The following is a 16,102-nucleotide window of genomic DNA, read 5'->3' as shown; positions in this document are numbered from 1 at the left end:
GCATACACATAGCTTGTACTTGCCAGTCCGAATTTCCCGACTTAGTGTAAATCTATGTTGACACATTTCGCTTCCTCCCCTGATTCCAATGCAGCGCTTGTTGTGGGCGCAGGCCTGGGCGGTTTGGCCGCAGCCATGCGTCTCGGTGCGAAAGGCTATGCCGTCACAGTGTTGGATAAGCTTGATCGCGTGGGTGGCCGCGGATCATCCGTGCTGCAAAGCGGGCATCGTTTTGATCTTGGCCCGACGATTGTCACCGTCCCGCAGGTGTTTGAGGCATTATGGGCAGATTGCGGTCGTGATTTCCGCAAGGACGTTGATTTGAAGCCGCTTGATCCGTTCTACGAGATACGCTGGCCGGATGGATCGAAATTTACCGCATGCGGAGACACCGATCGTATGGTCGCTGAGGTGGGTCGTTTGTCGCCGCGCGATGTGAAAGGTTACAAGCGTTTTCTCAAGGACAGCCAGCGCCGCTATGTTGTAGGCTTCGAAGGCATGGTCGCAGAGCCGATGCACAAGGCATGGTCCACTATTAAAGTGCTGCCAGAGTTTGCGAAACTGCGCGCGGATCGCTCTATCCTCGGTCTTGCAAAGGCCCGTGTGAAAGACCCGCGTTTACAAATGGCGTTGTCGTTTCATCCGCTGTTTATTGGCGGCGATCCGATGAATGTGACGTCGATGTACGCTTTGGTCAGCCATCTCGAGAAGGAATATGGCGTCCATTACGCTGTCGGCGGCGTGCAGGCGATTGCCGACGCCATGGCGTCCGTGATCCGATCGCAAGGCGGCGTCATTCGGCTGGGTGAACAGATCGATGAAATCGTCGTCGAAGATGGTGCCGCTAAAGGCGTGCGCACGACAAATGGCGAAGCACTAGCCGCGCCTTTGGTCGTCAGTAACGCCGACGCGGGCCATACTTACAAAGAGATGTTGAAGAAACCAAAGAGGTGGACAGGTGCAAAGCTGGACCGCAAACGGTGGTCCATGGGATTGTTCGTCTGGTATTTCGGCACAAAAGGTACCGCTGATAAATGGGCCGACGTAGGTCATCACACGATCATGTCCGGTCCGCGTTACGAAGGGCTTTTGCGCGACGTTTTTATCAAAGGCAGGCTTGCTGACGACATGTCGCTTTATGTGCATCGTCCTGCGGTGACTGATCCAACGGTCGCCCCGAAGGGTGATGATACCTTTTACGCGCTATCGCCGGTGCCGCATCTGGGCCATGCAAACCCCGTTGATTGGGGTAAGGAGCGCGATCTTTATAAGGCTAAGGTCGCTGATGTTCTGGATGGTTTAATCCCCGGTTTCAGGGACCATCTGACGACCGAATTGATTTACACACCCGAAGATTTTCGTGACCGGTATCTGTCGCCGCATGGCGCGGGTTTCTCGCTTGAACCTCGTATTTTGCAATCCGCCTATTTCCGTCCGCACAATGTGAGCGAAGAAGCGAAAGGTCTGTATTTGGTCGGCGCGGGGACCCATCCGGGTGCCGGCCTGCCCGGTGTGGTATCAAGCGCAGAAGTGCTGGGCAAATTAGTGCCAGATGCGCCCTTACAGCGTGACATAAGGATGGCTGCGGAATGATTGATCCGGCTGATCTAGACCATTGTCGCGAGACGATCCGCACAGGATCGCTAAGCTTTCACGCGGCGTCCAAGATATTACCGGTGTCCGTGCGTGATCCGGCTTTGGCGCTGTATGCGTTTTGCCGCTTGGCAGATGACGAAGTAGACGAAGGCACGTGTAAAACATCCGCCGTCTTGCGCCTGCAAGACCGGCTTGATTTGGCCTATGCGGGTCGCCCGCGCGACGCTCCGGAAGACCGCGCATTCGCTGCGATTGTTGCGGAATTTGAAATGCCGCGCGCGCTGCCAGAAGCTTTGCTTGAAGGGCTTGCTTGGGACGCGGATGAACGACGCTACAACGACCTGTCAGGCGTGCGTGATTATTCGGCCCGCGTGGCAAGTGCTGTCGGTGCCATGATGTGCGTCTTGATGCGGGTGCGCAACCCTGATGCGCTTGCGCGAGCTTGTGATCTGGGTGTTGCGATGCAACTGACCAATATTGCTCGCGACGTCGGCGAAGACGCTCGAATGGGACGGATATACCTGCCGATGGATTGGCTGGCAGAAGCGGGGATTGATCCGTTCAATTTCACCCGCGACCCACTGCCGACCGATGCCGTGCGGATGATGGTGAAACGCCTATTGGCCGAGGCGCAGCGGCTCTATCTGCGATCTGAAGCAGGGATCAACGCGCTACCTTTCAAAGCGCGTACCGGAATTTGGGCTGCGCGTTTGATCTATGCGGGCATCGGTACACAAATTCGCCACCAAGGGTACGATACGATTTCGATGCGGGCGCACACGAGCAAGGTGCAAAAACTAGGGTGGTTGCTGCAAGCTGGCACGCAAACGGCGGTGTCGACGTTTATGCCCACATCAGCGGTGATCTATGCACAGCCGCTCAATGAAGTCCGGTTCTTGGTCGATGCGGCGTCGCATCGCGTGCCTGATCAGCGCAGATCATTGGCCGTGCTGGATATTCTTGCGGACCTGAAAGCGCGTGAACAAGAAGCAATTGGAACCAATCGCCAAAAAGCATAGTTATGCAGATGCGACCCGTAACAAAGGGCTGATCCATGGACTTCGTTTACTTCGTCATTTTCCTCCTCGCGACATTCGGGGCCGCCGCCACAGGTGCGCTGTTTCCAACTGGGGAATGGTACAAGCAGCTGAACAAACCAACCTGGGTGCCGCCCAACTGGGTATTTCCCGTCGCATGGACGTCGATTTATCTGTTGATCGCTTTTGCGGGCGCACGCGTTGCTGGCATCGAAGGATCGCAAATTGCGCTTGCTTTTTGGGCCCTGCAGATCGCGTTCAATACACTGTGGACGCCTGTGTTCTTCGGGTTGCGCGCCTTGAAGAAATCCTTGCCGATCATGGCAGCGCTTTGGTTGGCGGTATTGGGCTGTCTCATCACGCACTTTCAAGTCGATTTCTGGGCAGGCATGGCCTTTGTGCCCTACATGGTTTGGGTGACAATTGCGGCGGCACTGAACCTGAAAATGGTTCAGCTGAACCCTGACCAAAAACCGTTGGACATTGCGAAGCTCTAGACCTCTTGCGCCTTCCTCAAAACGGTGAAACCATTGGGGATGGAACAACACATTAAGTCTTGGGCTGAAACCGCCCCCCGTTTGGTTGCAGTCGCCGCTGGTCGCGAACATGCTGATCTGGTGATCCAAGGCGGTCGCCTTGTAAACGTACAATCCCGCGAAATTCTGGACGGCTGGCAGGTCGCCATCGTCGAAGGCCGCTTTGCCTATGTCGGCCCTGATGCATCGCATTGCATCGGCCCTGATACGGACGTTGTGGACGCTGCCGGACGTTACCTGATTCCCGGTCTTTGCGACGGTCACATGCATATCGAATCCGGTATGCTGACGCCCGCTGAATTTGCCGCAGCCGTCATCCCGCATGGCACGACAACGATGTTCACCGACCCGCATGAAATCGCGAACGTCTTGGGGCTGGAAGGCGTGCGGATGATGCATGACGAAGCGCTGATGCAACCCGTGAACATCTACACACAGATGCCGTCCTGCGCCCCGTCCGCCCCCGGTCTGGAAACAACAGGTTTTGAGATTTCCGCGGATGATGTGGCTGAAGCGATGGCTTGGCCGGGTATCATCGGACTTGGGGAGATGATGAATTTCCCGGGTGTGATCAACGGCGATCCGCAGATGCTGGCTGAAATGGCCGCGACAATGAACGCGGGCAAGACTGTGGGTGGCCATTACGCATCACCTGACAAGGGTATCCCGTTTAGCGCCTATGTCGCGGGCGGTGCCGCCGATGACCATGAAGGAACCGCCGAAGTAGATGCGATTGCCCGTGTCCGGCTTGGGATGAAATCGATGATGCGGCTTGGCTCTGCGTGGTATGACGTCGAAAGCCAGATCACTGCTGTGACGGAAAAGGGGCTTGATCCACGCAACTTCATTCTGTGCACAGATGATTGCATGGCCGGAACCTTGGTCAACGACGGCCACATGAACCGCGTTGTGCGTCATGCGATTGAGTGCGGGTGTGATCCTGTGATTGCGTTGCAAATGGCGACGATCAACACGGCGACACACTTTGGCTTGGAACGTGAACTCGGGTCGATTGCACCGGGTCGCAGGGCCGATGTCATTCTGACGTCTGATTTGAAGACACTGCCGATTGATGTGGTTTACGCACGCGGGGTGAAGGTGGCAGAGGCAGGCAAGATCACCGTCGATTGCCCGCATTACGCGTGGCCTGAAAAGGCGCGCCAGACGGTGCATATGGGCAAGACGCTTGCCGCCGCTGATTTTGAGATCGCAGCGCCTGCGGGCAAAAACACCGTGTCCGCCAAGGTCATCGGCGTCGTCGAAAACCAAGCGCCAACAGAGGCCTTGACCGCTGACCTGCCCGTCGTAGAGGGTGTGGTGCAGGGTGAAGGCAAAACTTGCCAAATCGCGCTTGTCGAACGGCATCGCGCGACGGGTGATGTGGTCAACGGCTTTGTGTCCGGCTTTGGCTACACAGGCGACATGGCAATCGCGTCGACCGTCGCCCATGATAGCCATCACATGATTGTGGTCGGCACAGACCGCGCTTGCATGGCGCAGGCGGCGAACCGTCTGGGTGAAGTTGGCGGCGGCGTAACTGTCTGGAAAGACGGCAAGGAAATCGCATTGATCGAATTGCCTATTGCCGGATTGATGTCAGACAGACCCGCAGCGGAAGTGGCTGCAAACGCCGATCAAATGGTCGCAGCGATGGCCGCATGTGGATGTACGCTGAACAATGCCTATATGCAGCATTCGCTTCTCGCGTTGGTGGTCATCCCCGCGTTACGCATTTCTGATTTGGGTTTGGTCGATGTGACCAAGTTTGAAATGACGTCGCTGTTTGAAGATGAAAACGAAAAATAAATAAGAATAAGTGAAGATAATCGTATGATGAATGAAAATACACGCACCTTGCTGACACCCGATGTGCCAGCCCCTGAAAGCTTTACCGATCCGGCAGCAGCCGTCGCCCGCCTGAATGAAATCTACCGCACAGCGACGCAGTTCCTTTGTGGACACTTTGCTGAAGCGGTGTCTGGCAAGACGCCTGCGCATAAATACCGCGCGTTTTACCCTGAAATCCGCCTGACGACGACAAGCTACACAAAGGCGGACAGCCGCCTGTCCTTCGGCCACGTCGCAGAGCCGGGTGAATATAGCACGACAGTGACCCGTCCCGATCTGTTTCAGCATTATCTTGAGCAACAGATCGGTCTGTTGATCGAAAACCACGGAGTGTCGGTTGTGATCGGTTGTTCCGACACAGAGATGCCGGTTCACTTTGCCGTGGCGAACGATTCCACGATGACTGTTCCGCAAGAAGGGTCGATGGATTTCGCATTGCGCGACGTATTCGATGTGCCGGATCTCAGTACGACCCACGATAACATCGTGAACGGGGCAGGGTTCCAGTACCCAGACGGGTCCGCACCATTGGCGCCATTCACAGCGCAGCGCGTGGATTATTCGTTGGCGCGTTTGCAGCATTATACAGCCACCGCAGCAGAGCATTTCCAGAACCATATTCTATTCACGAACTATCAGTTCTATGTAGAGGAATTCGAAGGTTACGCGCGTCAAATGCTAGCTGATCCAGATAGCGGCTACACAAGTTTTGTCAGTACCGGCAACGTGGAAATCACTGATGCAGATGCACCGTTGCATGCGCCTGCGAAACTGCCGCAAATGCCAACGTATCACCTCAAACGTGAAGGCGGCGGTGGCATTACGTTGGTCAATATCGGTGTCGGTCCATCAAATGCGAAAACGGCGACTGACCATATCGCGGTTCTGCGCCCCCACGCGTGGTTGATGGTGGGTCACTGCGCTGGGCTGCGCAATTCGCAAAGCCTAGGTGATTTTGTGTTGGCTCATGCGTACCTGCGTGAAGATCACGTTTTGGACGATGATCTGCCCGTTTGGGTCCCGATCCCTGCGTTGGCCGAAATTCAGATTGCGTTGGAAACGGCTGTGGCCGACGTGACCAAGCTGAAAGGCTACGAACTGAAGAAAATTATGCGGACCGGTACCGTTGCCACCATCGACAACCGGAACTGGGAATTGCGCGAACAAGCGGGCCCAGTGCAACGGCTGTCGCAGTCACGAGCGATTGCGCTAGATATGGAAAGCGCGACCATCGCGGCGAACGGTTTTCGGTTCAGGGTGCCGTATGGTACGCTCTTGTGTGTGTCGGATAAGCCGCTACACGGGGAACTGAAGTTGCCCGGAATGGCGTCTGATTTCTATAAAACACAGGTGGCTCGTCACCTGATGATCGGAATCAGGGCGATGGAAGGCTTGCGTGATATGCCGCTAGAACGCATTCACAGCCGTAAATTACGCAGCTTTGAGGAAACAGCGTTCCTCTAAAGGCGCAAAACCTGCAAAAAACAGTGGAAAACGCGTTATTTTCCTTGCGCAGGACACACAAATTGTAGTGGATAGCCACCATATACCGTTCACTCAGACGGTAGGGGACCCTATGGGTTGTTAAAGTATAAAACGAGGGAGACTGAACCATGGCCACTAAGCCTATGACAAAAGCGCAGCTGGTAGCTGCGATCGCCGAAGAAACCGGCTTGGACAAAAAAGGCGCGACAGGCGCGCTTGATGGGATCGTTTCCATCATCACGAAAGAAGTATCCGGCGGCGGCGCTGTGACACTTCCAGGCGTTGGCAAAATCTATTGCCGCGAACGTCCAGAGCGTATGGTTCGCAACCCAGCCACTGGTGAGCAAATCAAGAAAGACGCAGACAAGGTTGTCAAAATGACAATCGCGAAAGCGCTGAAAGATTCCGTAAACGACTAAGTCGTTGCGCATCTTGCAAGATTGGGAAAGGGTCGCCGAAATGGCGGCCCTTTTTCGTTTGTGAGGTAACATGGACATACGCGCAATTCTGATGGGCCTTGCTTTCGCGGCGATGTGGTCTTCCGCATTTACGTCTGCTCGCGTGATCGTGGAATACGCGCCGCCGTTGACTGCGCTTGCCTTTCGGTTCCTTGTGTCGGGCACGCTCGGGGTGCTTATCGCCGCCGCACTTGGCCAGAACATGCGTTTATCGCGCCAACAATGGGTTGGCGTCGTCGTTTTCGGTGTTTGCCAGAACGCGTTGTACCTTGGACTGAACTTCGTGGCGATGCAGACGATCGCCGCGTCGCTGGCTGCCATCATCGCGTCAACCATGCCGCTGCTTGTGGCCTTGGTCGGCTGGCTCTTCCTAGGGCAGAAAATCAAAGCACTGGGTATTGCCGGCCTTATCGCCGGTGTAATCGGTGTCGTCGTCATCATGGGCGCACGGATCACAGGTGGCGTTGACCTTTACGGCCTCGTCCTGTGCTTGATCGGGGTCGTGTCCCTGACAATCGCGACGCTTGCTGTGCTTGGGGCTGCTTCAGGCGGCAATGTGCTGATGATTGTTGGCCTGCAAATGCTTGTGGGCAGTGCTATGCTTTGGGTCCCCGCACTCGCGTTCGAAACCTTCGATGTGACATGGAATTGGCAACTGATCGTGGCCTTTATCTACACAACAATCGTGCCCGGATTATTGGCAACGTGGGTTTGGTTCGTGCTTGTCGGGCGCATCGGCGCTGTCAAAGCGTCAACGTTCCACTTCCTCAACCCGTTCTTGGGGGTTGCAATTGCGGCGGCCCTGCTCGGCGAAACCATTGGTCTGCTCGACGTTTTGGGCGTGGTGATCATAGCAGGAGGTATTCTGGCCGTACAATTGAGCAAACAACCAGCCTAATCCTTCTTTTGGTCAAAAATATCTCGGGGGTTTGGGGGCTGGCCCCCAATTAACCGATCTGGCCGCGCACACCGCCTGTTTGACCGCGATCCAACAGCAGGTGATCCAAAATGACACAAGCCATCATGGCTTCACCCACAGGCACCGCACGGATACCAACGCATGGGTCGTGCCGCCCCTTAGTGATCACTTCGGTTGGTGTGCCATCCATGCGGATTGATTTCCGTGGGCTCAGGATCGACGACGTTGGCTTTACGGCGAACCGAACCACGATATCCTGGCCGGTGCTGATTCCACCCAAAATGCCGCCAGCGTGGTTTGACGAATACTCTGGACCGCCTTGGCCCATAAAAATCTCATCAGCGTTGTCGCGCCCTGTGAGCGCTGCTGCGGCCATGCCCTCGCCAATTTCCACGCCTTTCACAGCGTTGATAGACATCATCGCAGCCGCGAGATCGGTATCGAGCTTACCATAGATCGGTGCGCCAATCCCTGCAGGAACGCCGCGCGCGACGACTTCGATAATCGCACCGACGGAATTGTGGTCGTCTTTGCGCAGCCACGCCAGATAGTCGTTCCATTCCGCCGCTGCATCTGCGTCTGGGCAAAAGAAATCGTTCTTGTCGATCTGGCTCCAGTCCAGTTTGGACCGATCAATCTGTTTGGCACCCATCTGGGTCATGTAACCGCGAATTTCGACATTGGGGGCAATCGCTTTGATCGCTTCACGCGCGACACCACCAGCAGCAACCCGCGACGCGGTTTCACGCGCCGACGACCGTCCACCGCCCCGATAATCCCGCACACCGTATTTCTGGTGGTACGTGATATCCGCGTGACCGGGTCGGAACGTATTCGCGATATCGCCGTAGTCTTTGGACCGCTGATCTGTGTTTTCGATCATCAACTGGATCGGGGTGCCCGTCGTGACGCCATCAAAAACGCCGGACAGAATTTTGACTTCGTCCGCTTCTTGGCGCTGGGTGGTGTTTTTGTTCAAACCGGGGCGGCGTTTATCCATCCATTGCTGGATCATTGGCGCTTCGAGTTTCACACCGGGAGGGCAGCCATCGACCGTTGCCCCTAACGCAGGCCCATGGCTTTCGCCCCATGTGGTGAACCGGAAAAGATGGCCAAAGCTGTTGATCGACATGAATGTCCCCTTCGTTTGGTCCCGAATAGGGCAATCGGCAGGTGCAGGAAAGGGGCACAAATGTATGGGGTGTTGGGTTTCCCCGCTGGTGTGGCGTAAATCGATCCGCCGTAGTGGCTTTATCGCCGGTCCAAGTAATCCGCAGACACATATCCGGAAACGCGTGGCGCATCGGCAAGCGCCACTTCGCACCACAATTGACCCACTTCGGTAACACAGTCGCGGCGCACAAGATCGGTCCCATCCGGCAACCCCAATACCACAGCAAACCCAAGCCCCGGTCCCGACCGCAGCTTCAGCAGATCGTCTGTACCGACACCAACGACGGTTGTTCGATCACGCCCTAAACCACCGCACGCGGACAAAAGGGTGGCAGCAAGAAAAACAAGGATAAGCGATGGACGCATGATGTAGCCTAAGGATTGGTTTTCAATGTCGTGCGCGGGACTTGCACTGCTTTGATTTGTAAAAGCAATGACAGCCAAAAGCGATGAAAGTTTCGATGATACGGCCGAATCATACCAAGTGTCGCAATCATACGACCCACAATCCCAGCAATGCATCAGCCTTTGGTAGATAAAGCTAAGGAGGGAAAGTGGTGAGCCGTGATGGGTTCGAACCATCGACCTACTGATTAAAAGTCAGTTGCTCTACCAACTGAGCTAACGGCCCACTGGGGGCGCTTCTAGGAATACCGGCCGACAGCGTCAACCCCAAATTTGCGCGCATCTGGATAAGATCACAAACCTTGTCTATATGCGCCTGTATGAGCCAGAAAAATGTGACCAGAATCCCGTTTATGAAGATGCATGGACTGGGAAATGACTTTGTTGTTGTTGATGAACGGGGAATCACCCCGCGCGTTGATGCTGCCTTGGCAATTGCTATCGCGGATCGCCATCGTGGGGTGGGCTATGACCAGCTCGCTGTTCTTAGTGATTCGCCTGGTGCAGACGTTCATTTGACGTTTTGGAATGCCGACGGATCACAAGCTGGCGCATGTGGGAACGCAACCCGTTGTATTGCCAGACACATGATGGACAATTCCGGGGCCGATTCCGTGACCTTAACCACCGAACGCGGCACGCTTCAGGCCGTCGATGTGGATGGCATGGCGTCCGTGAATATGGGGCACCCGCAACTGAACTGGGATGAAGTGCCGCTGGCGCATGAGATGGACACGCTATCTTTGCCGATTGACGGTGCGCCAACGGCCACCGGGATGGGTAACCCACATTGTACGTTCTTTGTAGAGGACGCTGATTCTATTGACCTTGAGGCGCGCGGTGCCGAGATGGAACATCATCCGCTTTATCCGCAGCGCACAAACGTACAGTTCGCCAGTCTCATCGGCCCTGATCATATCCGCATGCGGGTGTGGGAACGTGGCGTTGGAGTGACACTTGCGTCTGGGTCGTCATCCTGTGCGACTGCTGTGGCTGCCGTCCGCCGTGGTTTGACTGGGCGTAAGGTACAGATTGATCTGGATGGTGGTACGCTACAGATTGACTGGCGGGATGATGGCGTTTGGATGACTGGCCCGACGGCCCATGTGTTTGATGGTGTCTGGCATGGCTAAAGCTCCGATTTTTTCGAATCACGGGTGTCGGTTGAACGCCTATGAAACCGAGGCGATGAAAGATCTGGCGACCCAAGCGGGCGTATCTGATGCGATCATCGTGAACACTTGTGCGGTGACGGCAGAGGCGGTGCGCAAGGCCAAGCAAGACATTCGTAAGCAACGCCGCGCCAATCCGGATGCAAAGATCATCGTGACCGGATGTGCAGCGCAGACTGAACCCAAGACGTTTTCGGATATGGGTGAAGTCGACGTCGTCCTCGGCAATACCGAAAAGATGAACCCTGACACATGGGTCCAGATGGCCCCTGACCTGATCGGGGCGACCGAACCTGTGCAGGTCGACGACATCATGTCCGTGACAGAAACCGCAGGTCACCTGATCGACGGTTTCGGCACTCGCAGCCGCGCTTACGTGCAAGTCCAAAACGGGTGCGACCACCGCTGCACGTTTTGCATCATTCCTTACGGCCGCGGTAATTCGCGATCGGTGCCAGCGGGCGTCGTGGTCGACCAGATCAAACGGCTTGTGCAAAAGGGCTACAACGAAGTCGTCTTGACCGGCGTCGACCTGACGTCGTGGGGGGCTGACCTGCCATCGGAACCAAAGCTTGGCGATCTGGTCATGCGAATCCTCAAATTGGTGCCTGACCTGCCGCGTCTACGGATCAGTTCCATCGATAGCATCGAGGTGGACGAAAACCTCATGCAGGCCATTGCGACCGAACCGCGTCTGATGCCGCACCTTCATCTGTCGCTTCAGCATGGCGACGACATGATCCTGAAGCGGATGAAACGGCGGCACCTGCGTGACGATGCAATCGCATTCACTGAACAAGCCAGCAAACTGCGCCCTGATATGACCTACGGCGCGGATATCATCGCGGGCTTTCCGACCGAAACCGACGCGATGTTTGCCAATTCACTGGCATTGGTGAAGGACTGTAATCTTACTTGGCTGCACGTCTTTCCCTATTCCGCACGTGAAGGAACGCCTGCTGCGCGTATGCCGGCAGTAAACGGTAAACTGATCAAAGCGCGCGCCGCCCAGCTTCGCGCTGCAGGTGAGACCCAAGTGCAGAATCACCTGAAGGCCCAAATCGGTCAAACCCATCACATTCTGATGGAAAATCCCCGCATGGGCCGGACCCAGCAATTTGCCGAAGTTACCTTCGACACCGACCAACCTGAATCCCAGATCGTAACCACTGCAATCACCGGTGCCACAGCCACTCAGCTGACGGCATAAACGCCGCAACCCGCTTCTTTGACGTACTCTATTTCCCCGCCGGAGGCTCCCGCATGACGCCCCAAACACCGATCCTTTGGTCTTTTCGCCGCTGCCCCTATGCCATGCGAGCACGCCTTGCGGTTCTCTATTCCGGTGTGACGGTCGATCTGCGCGACATTCTTCTCAAGGATAAACCGGCCGAAATGACAACGGTCAGCCCAAAAGCGACTGTACCTGTCTTGAATGACAACGGGACGGTCATAGACGAATCGCGCGACGTGATGATGTGGGCGTTGCGCAAGAATGATCCGGAAGGTTGGCTTGATATGCCTGCCGAAGGGCACGCGATGATCGACATCAACGATGGTACTTTCAAAAAAGCGCTTGATCACACGAAATACGCGGTGCGCTTCCCTGAACGTGATGCATCTGCCGATCGTGCCGCTGCCGCAGATGTGTTGATGGGCCTAAACGACCGGCTTGCACGTCAAACCTATCTCTTTGGTGATATGGCCAAAATGGCTGATACCGCGATCCTTCCCTTCGTGCGTCAGTTCGCGAATACGGATCGTGATTGGTTCAATGCCCAAGACTGGCCGCATCTGATCCGTTGGTTGACAGCGTTTGAAACCTCGGACAGCTTCGCCACCATTATGGTCAAGCGACCCATCTGGGTGCCGGGGGCTGAACCTACTTATTTTCCATAAGGCAGATTATGCATCCCAACCCGTCCTTCCGCAAACCTGACGATGTCCAAAACATCACCTTTGCGCGGGAACGTGGATTTGGCGTGTTGGCGTTGAACCATGACGATGGTCCGCTGGTGTCGCATATTCCCTTTGCGCTGACTCCGGATGGCGTGACCGCCGATCTGCATCTTGTCCGGTCAAACCCGATCTTACGCCTGCTGGACACTCCCCAAAAGGCCGTCATTGCCGTGACAGCGGCTGATGGATACGTGTCGCCCGATTGGTATGAGGTGCCAGATCAAGTTCCGACATGGAACTATGTTGCTGTCCACCTGCGTGGTGCGCTCGAACGGCTCCCGCAGGATGCAATGCGCGACATGTTGGATCGGCAGTCGGCGCATTTCGAAGATCAACTTGCGCCAAAACCGCCTTGGTTGACGACAAAGATGACGCCGGACGTGCTGGACAAGATGATGCGCCAGATCGTGCCGTGCCATCTGCATGTCAGCGCGATTAACGGCACATGGAAGCTAAGCCAGAACAAGGCCGACGACGTTCGCCTGCGCGCGGCTGACAAGATCGAAACATCAACGACAGGCATCGACACCCAAACACTTGCGCATCTGATGCGTTATCCACCGCAAAATTAAGGAAGCCACATGAAACTGATTATGTCCCCGACGTCGCCCTATGTGCGCAAAGTACGTGTGTTGATCCGCGAGATGGGGTTGGAAGACGTCGTTCCGGAACAAGCCGTTGCCACGACAGCGTTTAACTCTGATGCGACTGTGATCGCGGCGAACCCGCTTGGGAAAATCCCTGCTTTGGTCCGTGATGATGCCCCAACGTTGTTTGACAGTCGCGTCATCACGCGGTTCCTCAACGATACCAACGACGGCAGCATGTATCCTGCTGCGCGGATTTGGGAAACATTGACGTTAGAAGCCACCGCAGACGGTATCATGGATACGACTGTCTCTATGGCCTACGAGGTGCGTTTGCGTCCCGAAGCGGAACAATCCGCTGATTGGGTCGAAGCGCAATGGCAAAAGGCCAGCCGTGCAATCGCGTCTATCAATGACCGCTGGATGAGCCATTTGTCAGGCCCGCTGGATATGTCCCATATCGCGGTCGCTTGTGCGTTGTCCTATGTGGATTTACGGCACGATGTGCGGAACTGGCGTGACGGTAAGGGCGACTTGGCCGCTTGGCATGCCGCATTTGTGGAGCGCCCGTCGATGCAGGCGACAGCGACTTAAAAGCTAAAGCTGACGCCGACGTTTAATGCGTTGGTAAAGATGTCGGATGTCAGCGATCCGCCACCGTCCAAATCCACGTCGTTGGACGTGAACGTTCCTTTATATTCGCCAAAAACCGACCATTCGTCGTTCACGGGATAGGTCACCCCTGCAAGCCACGTCGCGGCCACGCCGGTGATTTGGTATTCAAAGGTGTCTGACCCTTGGTAGCGGACTTCAACCCCAGGAGCCGAAATGCCAAGACCCGCGCCAACATAAGGTGTGGCGTCCCCGACGGCGTTTTGCCAGCGGCGGTACCCGTTGATCGTCCAAGTGTTCAGCCCGTCAGTGAATTCGAGCGCGGAAAAGCCCGCGGGCAATTCGCTGTTCGGTGGTCTGACCTTGTTGTGGGCATAGTCCAGACCGTAGCCGTATTCTGACGTGCGCCAGTTTGTGACGCGGAACCCTGCGTAGATCGGCCAGTTGAACGACTGTCCTTCCCACTTTTGTTCAAAGCTAAGTTCGGGAATCGCGCTGTCACCTGTAACGTTGATGTCGGATGGCGGCGCTGACTGGTTCCCCAGATAAAGGCTGACTTCGACTTCAGAAAGCGCCGCTGATGGCACTGCAAAACAGAAAAGAATGGTCGAAATTGACCGGTGCAGCATAGAAACGAATCCCTTTGGCAGTCGTCGTACCAAAAAGGTTACGCAGCTTCCCCTGATCGCGCAAATCAAACTCGCGCGAGATGCTAATTAAAAGTTGAAGCTCACCCCAACGTTGAGCGCGTTCGTAAAGATGTCGCTGGATACTATTCCACCCGTATCCAAGTCACCTTCGTTGACCGTGTAAGTGCCTTTGTATTCGCCAAAAATCGACCATTGATCATTAATTGGCATGCTTGCACCGGCGATCAATGTGGCGGCAGGACCGGTCACCTGATAGCCAAGGGTCCGGCTGTCAGCGGTCAGGACCTCTACATGTGGGATAGACAGCCCGACACCACCCCCGACATATGGTGTGATCTCGCCCAATGCGTCTTGCCAGCGGTAGTAGGCATTTGCCGTCAATGTGTTCAGACCATCGGTAAATTCCAACCGATCATACCCAGCCGGCAATTCGCCGTCCTGCGGGTACACTTTGTTATGTGCGAAATCGACGCCGTAACCAAACGACGCGCTCTGCCATTTTGTGACACGAATGCCATAGTAGACGGGTGCATCAAATGATCGACCTTCCCAATCAATGCCAAAAGTCGCGTCGGGAATCACATCGTCGCCTGCAATCGTTACATCAGACGCAGGCGCGTTTTGGATGCCGCCGTAAAAGCTAAGTTCAACCTCGGCCGCAGCAGTGTTTGCAGCCACAAGCGGGATCAACAATGAAATAAGGCGGATGGCGGTCATAGCGGTGGTCCAGCGTTACAGGTTCGATTCCGCTATAGACCCCTGTTTTGCCCTGCTCAACCACCCAAAACGCCACATCTGTTCACCTCTTCGCTAGTTTCCGCCGAGAATCGAATCAGTAATTATGCTTTCTTGCTTACGATTGCGCAGGTCTGGGGGAGTCGCGCTGATAAGACGCAGGATATAGTCCTAAAATAAAGTATGGCAGGTTTAACGGGTTAGCGACGCGTAACACTTAGACATCAGATAACAGGCTGCGCCCGAATGTCCGCTGGACTGGCAGGGAATTGCCGTCTAAACACCGCCGCAATGGGCGGCCCTTTATGGAACGACCTCTATTCGTGCGGAATGTCCGCAACATTAAAACGGAGATGCACCCCGTGTCACATGCAGACGAACACCAGGGCACACGCCGCGACTTTATCTACTACGCCACCGCTGGTGCGGGCGCAGTGGTTACAGGCGCTGCTGTCTGGCCGCTGGTCAATCAGATGAACCCCTCTGCCGATGTTTTGGCCTTGGCCTCTATCCGCGTTGATATCAGCGCGATTGATCCCGGCACACAGATCACTGTGCTGTGGCAGGGTAAGCCGGTTTTCATCCGGAACCGCACAGAAGAAGAAATCGCAGAGGCCCGTGAGGTCAGCGTTGACGATCTGCCTGATGCAGAAGCGAACAACGACAACCTTGGCGAAGTGCCTGCGACCGACGAAAACCGGTCCTTGGACGAAGCTGGTCAATGGCTGGTGCAGATGGGTGTGTGTACACACCTTGGTTGCGTGCCGCTTGGCGATGCTGGTGATTTCGGCGGTTGGTTCTGCCCGTGCCACGGTTCTCACTACGATACGGCTGGCCGTATCCGTAAGGGTCCAGCACCGCGCAACCTGCCTGTCCCCGTCGCGTCGTTTATCGACGAAACAACAATTCAACTCGGTTAAGGAGAGATAC

General features: G+C 55.6%; 17 protein-coding genes and 1 tRNA gene. 13 read left to right on the top strand and 5 right to left on the bottom strand.

All coding sequences use genetic code 11. The features are described from left to right. Positions 1 to 54: 54 nt before the first annotated feature. From crtI to K3729_01030, 7 genes are all read left to right on the top strand, one after another. The gene (crtI, locus tag K3729_01060; protein ID UWQ99417.1) at positions 55 to 1,593 is read left to right on the top strand and encodes a phytoene desaturase; all 1,539 of its coding nucleotides are present in this window, start codon (positions 55 to 57) and stop codon (positions 1,591 to 1,593) included. After that, positions 1,590 to 2,615, top strand: coding sequence for a phytoene/squalene synthase family protein (locus tag K3729_01055; protein ID UWQ99416.1), 1,026 nt, complete (start codon positions 1,590 to 1,592; stop codon positions 2,613 to 2,615). The genes crtI and K3729_01055 overlap by 4 nt, the downstream gene beginning before the upstream one ends. 35 nt (positions 2,616 to 2,650) lie before the next feature. Continuing rightward, entirely contained in the window at positions 2,651 to 3,130 is a 480-nt protein-coding gene (locus K3729_01050; protein ID UWQ99415.1) for a tryptophan-rich sensory protein, read from the top strand. 39 nt (positions 3,131 to 3,169) lie between these two features. Then, complete coding sequence (locus K3729_01045) at positions 3,170 to 4,975, top strand: adenine deaminase (protein ID UWQ99414.1); 1,806 nt, start codon at positions 3,170 to 3,172, stop codon at positions 4,973 to 4,975. Positions 4,976 to 5,002: 27 nt separating this feature from the next. Further along, positions 5,003 to 6,481, top strand: a complete 1,479-nt coding sequence (locus K3729_01040; protein UWR00894.1) for an AMP nucleosidase — start codon at positions 5,003 to 5,005, stop codon at positions 6,479 to 6,481. 149 nt (positions 6,482 to 6,630) lie between these two features. Further along, entirely contained in the window at positions 6,631 to 6,921 is a 291-nt protein-coding gene (locus K3729_01035) for an HU family DNA-binding protein (protein UWQ99413.1), read from the top strand. Between the two features lie 70 nt (positions 6,922 to 6,991). Further along, the gene (locus tag K3729_01030; GenBank protein UWQ99412.1) at positions 6,992 to 7,858 is read left to right on the top strand and encodes a DMT family transporter; all 867 of its coding nucleotides are present in this window, start codon (positions 6,992 to 6,994) and stop codon (positions 7,856 to 7,858) included. 49 nt (positions 7,859 to 7,907) lie between these two features. On the opposite strand, the gene aroC is transcribed toward K3729_01030, so the two are convergent. The 3 genes from aroC to K3729_01015 all read right to left on the bottom strand — a co-directional run bounded on the left by aroC (position 7,908) and on the right by K3729_01015 (position 9,683). Then, positions 7,908 to 9,011: a chorismate synthase gene (gene aroC / locus K3729_01025; protein ID UWQ99411.1), complete on the bottom strand. Its 1,104-nt coding sequence runs from the start codon at positions 9,009 to 9,011 to the stop codon at positions 7,908 to 7,910. Between the two features lie 119 nt (positions 9,012 to 9,130). Further along, the gene (locus K3729_01020; GenBank protein ID UWQ99410.1) at positions 9,131 to 9,418 is read right to left on the bottom strand and encodes an SH3 domain-containing protein; all 288 of its coding nucleotides are present in this window, start codon (positions 9,416 to 9,418) and stop codon (positions 9,131 to 9,133) included. Between the two features lie 189 nt (positions 9,419 to 9,607). After that, a tRNA-Lys gene (locus K3729_01015) sits at positions 9,608 to 9,683 on the bottom strand. Between the two features lie 94 nt (positions 9,684 to 9,777). Between K3729_01015 and dapF the strand changes: the two genes are divergently transcribed. From dapF to K3729_00990, 5 genes are read left to right on the top strand one after another with little or no spacing between them, the layout of a single operon-like run. Then, positions 9,778 to 10,590, top strand: a complete 813-nt coding sequence (gene dapF, locus K3729_01010; protein UWQ99409.1) for a diaminopimelate epimerase — start codon at positions 9,778 to 9,780, stop codon at positions 10,588 to 10,590. Beyond that, the gene (gene mtaB / locus K3729_01005) at positions 10,571 to 11,839 is read left to right on the top strand and encodes a tRNA (N(6)-L-threonylcarbamoyladenosine(37)-C(2))-methylthiotransferase MtaB (GenBank protein ID UWR00893.1); all 1,269 of its coding nucleotides are present in this window, start codon (positions 10,571 to 10,573) and stop codon (positions 11,837 to 11,839) included. The genes dapF and mtaB overlap by 20 nt, the downstream gene beginning before the upstream one ends. Positions 11,840 to 11,892: 53 nt before the next feature. After that, on the top strand, positions 11,893 to 12,528 hold the full coding sequence (locus K3729_01000; protein UWQ99408.1) for a glutathione S-transferase: 636 nt from the start codon (positions 11,893 to 11,895) through the stop codon (positions 12,526 to 12,528). Positions 12,529 to 12,536: 8 nt separating this feature from the next. After that, positions 12,537 to 13,160 carry an FMN-binding negative transcriptional regulator gene (locus K3729_00995; protein UWQ99407.1) on the top strand — a complete coding sequence of 208 codons (624 nt, stop codon included), beginning with the start codon at positions 12,537 to 12,539 and terminating at the stop codon, positions 13,158 to 13,160. A 9-nt stretch (positions 13,161 to 13,169) separates the two neighbouring features. After that, a complete protein-coding gene (locus K3729_00990; protein UWQ99406.1) occupies positions 13,170 to 13,769 on the top strand; it encodes a glutathione S-transferase in 600 nt (199 codons plus the stop codon). On the opposite strand, the gene K3729_00985 is transcribed toward K3729_00990, so the two are convergent. Together K3729_00985 and K3729_00980 are read right to left on the bottom strand one after the other, a co-directional pair. After that, positions 13,766 to 14,416 (bottom strand): porin family protein, encoded by a 651-nt coding sequence (locus K3729_00985; protein UWQ99405.1) that lies wholly within the window; start codon positions 14,414 to 14,416, stop codon positions 13,766 to 13,768. The genes K3729_00990 and K3729_00985 overlap by 4 nt on opposite strands. An 87-nt stretch (positions 14,417 to 14,503) precedes the next feature. Further along, entirely contained in the window at positions 14,504 to 15,154 is a 651-nt protein-coding gene (locus K3729_00980; protein ID UWQ99404.1) for a porin family protein, read from the bottom strand. Positions 15,155 to 15,534: 380 nt separating this feature from the next. Here K3729_00980 and petA point away from each other — a divergent pair, with 380 nt between their 5' ends. Further along, positions 15,535 to 16,092 carry a ubiquinol-cytochrome c reductase iron-sulfur subunit gene (petA, locus tag K3729_00975; GenBank protein ID UWQ99403.1) on the top strand — a complete coding sequence of 186 codons (558 nt, stop codon included), beginning with the start codon at positions 15,535 to 15,537 and terminating at the stop codon, positions 16,090 to 16,092. The last annotated feature ends 10 nt before the right edge of the window (positions 16,093 to 16,102 follow it).

The organism is Rhodobacteraceae bacterium S2214, assembly GCA_025141675.1.
In the GTDB taxonomy this organism is placed as follows: Bacteria; Pseudomonadota; Alphaproteobacteria; order Rhodobacterales; family Rhodobacteraceae; genus Yoonia.
The sequence above is the reverse complement of the archived record's forward strand: the minus strand, read 5'-3'. Positions and strand labels throughout refer to the sequence as shown.